This window comes from Micromonospora sp. AMSO12t (assembly GCF_008806585.1).
Lineage (GTDB): Bacteria > Actinomycetota > Actinomycetes > Mycobacteriales > Micromonosporaceae > Micromonospora > Micromonospora reichwaldensis.
The window spans coordinates 1-1,000 of sequence record NZ_WAAS01000532.1; the positions used below are offsets into that span (position 1 = coordinate 1).

Below are 1,000 nucleotides of genomic sequence, written 5' to 3' on the forward strand. Positions count from 1 at the left end.
GGGTGCCGTCGCCGAAGGGACGGCCGCCGAGGGCCTCGCGGCCGTGCGGGGTCAGCCAGTTCGCCAGGTCGGGGCCGAGCGGCACCACCCCGGTCGGGTTGATGTCGCGGTGCACCTCGTAGTAGTGCCGCTTGATGTGGTCGAAGTCGACCGTGTCGCCGAAGCCCGGCGTCTGGAACAGGTCCCGGGCGTACGCCCAGAGCACCGGCATCTCGGTCAGCTTGCTCCGGTTGCACTTGAAGTGCCCGTGGTAGACCGGGTCGAAGCGGACCAGCGTGGTGAACAGCCGCACGTCCGCCTCGGTGATGGTGTCCCCCACCAGGTAGCGCTGCCCGGCCAGCCGCTCGCCCAGCCAGTCCAGCCGGTCGAACAGCCGGTGGTACGCCTTCTCGTACGCCGCCTGGTCGCCGGCGAAGCCGCACCGGTAGACGCCGTTGTTGACGTCCCGGAAGAGCAGCGTGCTCACCTCGTCGATCTCGTCGCGCAGCCGTTCCGGGTAGAGGTCGGGCGCCCCCTCGCGGTGGTGCGCCGTCCACTCGGTGGACAGGTCGAGGCTCATCGGCCCGAAGTCGTTGGTGACCACCTGCCCGGTGGGCACGTCCACGATCGCCGGCACGGTGATGCCCCGCTCGTAGCCGGGGAACCGGGCGAAGTACGCCTCGGCCAGTCGCTCGATGCCGAGCACCGGGTCGCGCCCGCCCGGATCGAGGTCGAACGTCCAGCTCCGCTTGTCGTGGGTCGGGCCGGCCACCGCCAGCGAGATCGCGTCCTCCAACCCGAGCAGCCGCCGGACGATGATCAACCGGTTCGCCCAGGGGCAGGCGCGACTGACCGCCAGCCGGTACCGGCCGGGCTCCACGGGCCAGCCGTCGCGGGCGTCGGCGGTGATCCGGGTGGCGATGTAGCGCTGGTCCCGGGTGAACTCGCCGCCCGGCTCGACATACCGGCCGCCGGCCCGCATCAGCACCTCGTCCGCGTTGGTCGCTGCGCCGCCCTCGGT

Annotated in this window: 1 protein-coding gene; it reads right to left on the reverse strand. The window is 71.9% G+C overall.

Going from position 1 to position 1,000, the window contains the following annotated elements; all coding sequences use genetic code 11:
- Positions 1-961: glutathione S-transferase family protein (locus F6X68_RS32810; protein ID WP_151457851.1), on the reverse strand; the 961-nt coding region annotated here is incomplete at its 3' end.
- Between the last annotated feature and the right edge of the window lie 39 nt (positions 962-1,000).